4 protein-coding genes are annotated in these 3,672 nt (G+C 60.5%); 3 read left to right on the top strand and 1 reads right to left on the bottom strand.

The window, feature by feature from the left end:
• The 3 genes from atpD to O2807_13370 all read left to right on the top strand — a co-directional run.
• Positions 1-1,415 (top strand): F0F1 ATP synthase subunit beta (gene atpD, locus O2807_13380; protein MDA1001493.1); only part of this gene is annotated, 1,415 nt, incomplete at its 5' end.
• A gap of 2 nt (positions 1,416-1,417) precedes the next feature.
• Entirely contained in the window at positions 1,418-1,840 is a 423-nt protein-coding gene (locus O2807_13375) for a F0F1 ATP synthase subunit epsilon (protein MDA1001492.1), read from the top strand.
• Between the two features lie 106 nt (positions 1,841-1,946).
• On the top strand, positions 1,947-2,402 hold the full coding sequence (locus tag O2807_13370) for a tetratricopeptide repeat protein (GenBank protein MDA1001491.1): 456 nt from the start codon (positions 1,947-1,949) through the stop codon (positions 2,400-2,402).
• A 58-nt stretch (positions 2,403-2,460) separates the two neighbouring features.
• Here the strand turns inward: O2807_13370 and O2807_13365 are convergent, their stop codons facing one another.
• On the bottom strand, positions 2,461-3,648 hold the full coding sequence (locus O2807_13365) for a Xaa-Pro peptidase family protein (GenBank protein ID MDA1001490.1): 1,188 nt from the start codon (positions 3,646-3,648) through the stop codon (positions 2,461-2,463).
• Positions 3,649-3,672: the final 24 nt, after the last annotated feature.

Below are 3,672 nucleotides of genomic sequence, written 5' to 3'. Positions count from 1 at the left end.
AAGGAACCGTCACCCAGATTATTGTACCCGTCATTGACGTGGAGTTTGAGATCGGGAGCCTGCCCTCCCTCAAGAACGCGCTGATCGTAAAAAAGCTGCCCGAAATGGTGAACCCGGGAGAGCGCGATGAGATCGTGGCCGAGGTAGCGCTTCACCTTGGAGAGTCAACGGTCCGCGCCATCTCGATGGAGCCCACCGAAGGACTCGTTCGCGGCCTGAAGGTGGTGGATTCCGGCGCGCCGATCTCCATTCCGGTCGGCAAGGGAGCGCTCGGCCGCATCCTGAACGTGATCGGCGAGCCGGTGGACGGAAAGGGGCCGGTGATAACCGACCAGCGGTTCCCCATCCACCGTCCCGCGCCCACGCTGGAAGATCAGAGCACGAAGACGGAGATGCTCGAAACCGGCCTCAAGGTCATCGATCTGCTCGAGCCCTACACCCGTGGCGGAAAGACGGGGCTGTTCGGTGGCGCGGGCGTGGGCAAGACCGTTCTCATCATGGAGCTTATCCACAATATTTCGACCGAGCATTCGGGCACCAGCGTGTTCACGGGGGTGGGCGAGCGCACCCGCGAGGGCAACGATCTCTATCTCGAGATGGAAGAGTCCGGCGTTCTCAAGAACGTGGGCCTGGTCTACGGGCAGATGACCGAGCCGCCGGGCGCGCGCCTTCGGGTCGGCCTCGCCGGCTTGACCCTGGCGGAGTACTTCCGCGATGTCGAGGGGCAGGACGTGCTTCTCTTCATCGACAATATCTTCCGCTTCACGCAAGCGGGTTCTGAGGTGTCGGCGCTTCTCGGCCGCATGCCCAGCGCGGTGGGCTACCAGCCGAACCTTGCGACCGAGATGGGCGATCTGCAGGAGCGCATCACCTCCACCAACAAGGGGTCGATCACCTCGGTGCAGGCTATCTACGTTCCCGCGGACGATTTGACCGACCCGGCCCCCGCCACGGCGTTTGCCCACCTGGACGCGACGACGGTGCTTTCGCGCCAGATCGCCGAGCTCGGCATCTACCCTGCGGTCGATCCGCTCGATTCGACCAGCCGGATTCTCGACCCCCGCATCCTCGGCGACGAGCACTACGGCGTGGCGCGTGGCGTCCAGCAGATTCTCCAGCGCTACAAAGAGCTTCAGGACATCATTGCCATTCTCGGGATGGACGAGCTTTCCGAGGATGACAAGGTGGCCGTGTCCCGGGCGCGAAAGATTCAACGCTTCCTCAGCCAGCCCTTCCACGTGGCCGAGCAGTTTACCGGCACGCCCGGCGTCTATGTCCGGCTGGAAGAGACGGTGAGGGATTTCAAGGAAGTGATTGAAGGCAACGTCGATCATCTTCCCGAGCAGGCGTTTTACATGGTGGGCAATCTGGGTACGGCGAAAGAGAAGGCAAAATCACTGGGGGTCCAGGTCTAGCCATGGCCGAGGGAAAGCTGACGATCGAAATCGTTACTCCGGAGAAGCGCATTGCCTCGGCCAAGGTGGACGAGGTCACCGCGCCGGGTTTCCGCGGTGAGTTTGGCGCGCTTCCGCGGCACACCCCCTACCTCTGCCAGCTGGAAGTGGGCGTTCTTTCCTACCGCATCGGAAGCGGGAGGTATTTCGTCAGCATCGGGGGCGGATACGCCGAAGTCGGTCCCGAGAAAGTGACGATTTTGGCCAGCGAGGCCGAAAAGGCCGAGGATATCAATATCGATCGGGCGAAAGCTGCCATGCAGCGCGCCCAAGAGCGGCTTTCCGGCCAAAAAACAGAGCAATCATTTGATTTTTCCCGGGCCGAGGCTTCCCTTAAGCGGGCCATCACGCGGATCTCCGTCGCGCGCCAAAGCGGGATGGGGTAAGAAACCTGTTTTTTTTTGAAACGATATTGCCTTTCTAGTTGTTCTCATAAATAGAAATCGTAATGTGCCGCCGGTGTTTCGGTTTTCGAGCCAGGAGGGAACCGTTGTGAAGTATCTGCATGTGCTATGGGCGCTTGCCCTGGTTTTGTTGCTTTCCGGAACGGTTTTTGCGGCGGGCGATTCAGAACCGGATCCCAACTCCACCCCGGCGGCCCCCTCGGCCTATGACCAGGGCCGGGCCGAGGTCCAAAAGGGAAACTGGGAGGCCGCCCTTTCTTTTTTCCAGAAGGCGGTTTCAACGGATTCGGACAACCATAAGGCCCACAACATGGTGGGCTACACGTTGCGCCAGCTTGGAAAGTACAAGGAAGCGCTTGTCGCCTATGGCAAGGCGCTCTCCATCAAGCCCGATTACCCGGAGGCGCTCGAGTACCGGGCCATGGCCCACCTGAAGCTCGGCAATCGCACGGCGGCCGTCGCAGACTACCAGAGGCTCGTCGAACTAGATTCTTCTCTTGCCGAGGAGCTGAAGGAGAAGATCGATAAGGCTCCGGCGAACTGATTTCCGATCCAGAACCACCCAAGACGCCTCCAGGCCATCCGCCCGGGGACGTCTTTATTTATATCCGCATGAATTTCATCGGGTATTTTTGAAGCGCGCGCGCGCCGGTTTTCGTGATCTCCACCATGTTTCCCACCTGCAGCCCCCGTTTTCCGTCCTTGGTGACGACATTGGGCTGGATCACGACGAGCATCCCTTCCTGAAAGACGGCCTCGTTGTTCGGGCGCGGGATGAGGCAGTCCACATCAATGCGGGGCCCTTCGATGAGCAGCCCCCAGCCGTGGAATGTCACGTCGAACGTGGTGAAGCCTTCTTCTTCGATGATCAGGGCAGCGTTCCGCACGTCCTCGTGCGTGGCGCCCGGCCTGAGGGATTTCAGTATCCGGTTGTAGGCCTCGACGCCCACATCGTAGAGCTTTTGATAGACAGGGCTCGGCTTCGTTCCGACCGCAATGGGCCGGTGCGCCTGCCCGGAGTGGCCCTCATAGTCCGAGGATAGCTCCGTCAGGATGATGTCCCCCTTGCGCACCTTCCGGTGGGATGGAAATTGATTGGGGAAGATGAGGTGGGGCCGTGCCATCGAGGTGGAGCCGATGAAGATGAGCTTCACCCCTCCGCCGTGCGGCATGTAGCCGCCCGCAATGACCCCCGCCATCTCGGCCTCCGTCATGCCGGCCTTGGCCTTTTTCTCCAGGGCGTAAAAGGCCATGTCGGTAAAGGCCGCGCCCTTTCGGAACCATTTGAGCTCTTCCTTGCTTTTGAGCATCCGGGTTTCCTGGAAGAGCTCGGTGGCGTCCACGAAGTTCGCCCCCTTGAAGACAGTCCGCCAGTGGTCCACGACCCCGTAGGGGATGGAGGTGGCGAGAATGCCCCGGAAGCCCACCAGCCCGATGGTTCCCTTGGCGAGGGACAGGTCACGGATGCGTCTTTCCACCTTGCCGGCGGGGTCGTAGTCCACGGCTTCGGTCACGGGCGCGACGCTCATCTGCCGGGCATAGGGAAGGTAGAGGCGGTTCGACATATAAAGATGCATGTCGCCCTCGGCCGGAAAGACGAGAAAGCTGCTCACCGGGTCCTGATAATTGGTCATGTATTTAATGTTGGCGTGGTTGCCGCCATGGCTCCCGGAATCGCCGTAGATGATCAGGACGTCAATCCCCCGTTTCTTCATCTCCCCTCGGACGTTCCGGTAGCGGCGCTGATATTCTTCCTTGGAAAAGCGGGGATACTCTTTTGTGAGGGCCATCGCGGGGTCTCCTGATCCGGTGCA

This window comes from bacterium (assembly GCA_027622355.1).
GTDB lineage: Bacteria > UBA8248 > UBA8248 > UBA8248 > UBA8248 > JAQBZT01.
The sequence above is the reverse complement of the archived record's forward strand: the minus strand, read 5'-3'. Positions and strand labels throughout refer to the sequence as shown.

What these genes read in the sequence shown, in the direction of transcription:
- O2807_13365 (MDA1001490.1), bottom strand. Translation starts at nt 3,648, where the DNA reads ATGGCCCTCACAAAAGAGTATCCCCGCTTTTCCAAGGAAGAATATCAG.
- O2807_13375 (MDA1001492.1), top strand. Translation starts at nt 1,418, where the DNA reads ATGGCCGAGGGAAAGCTGACGATCGAAATCGTTACTCCGGAGAAGCGC.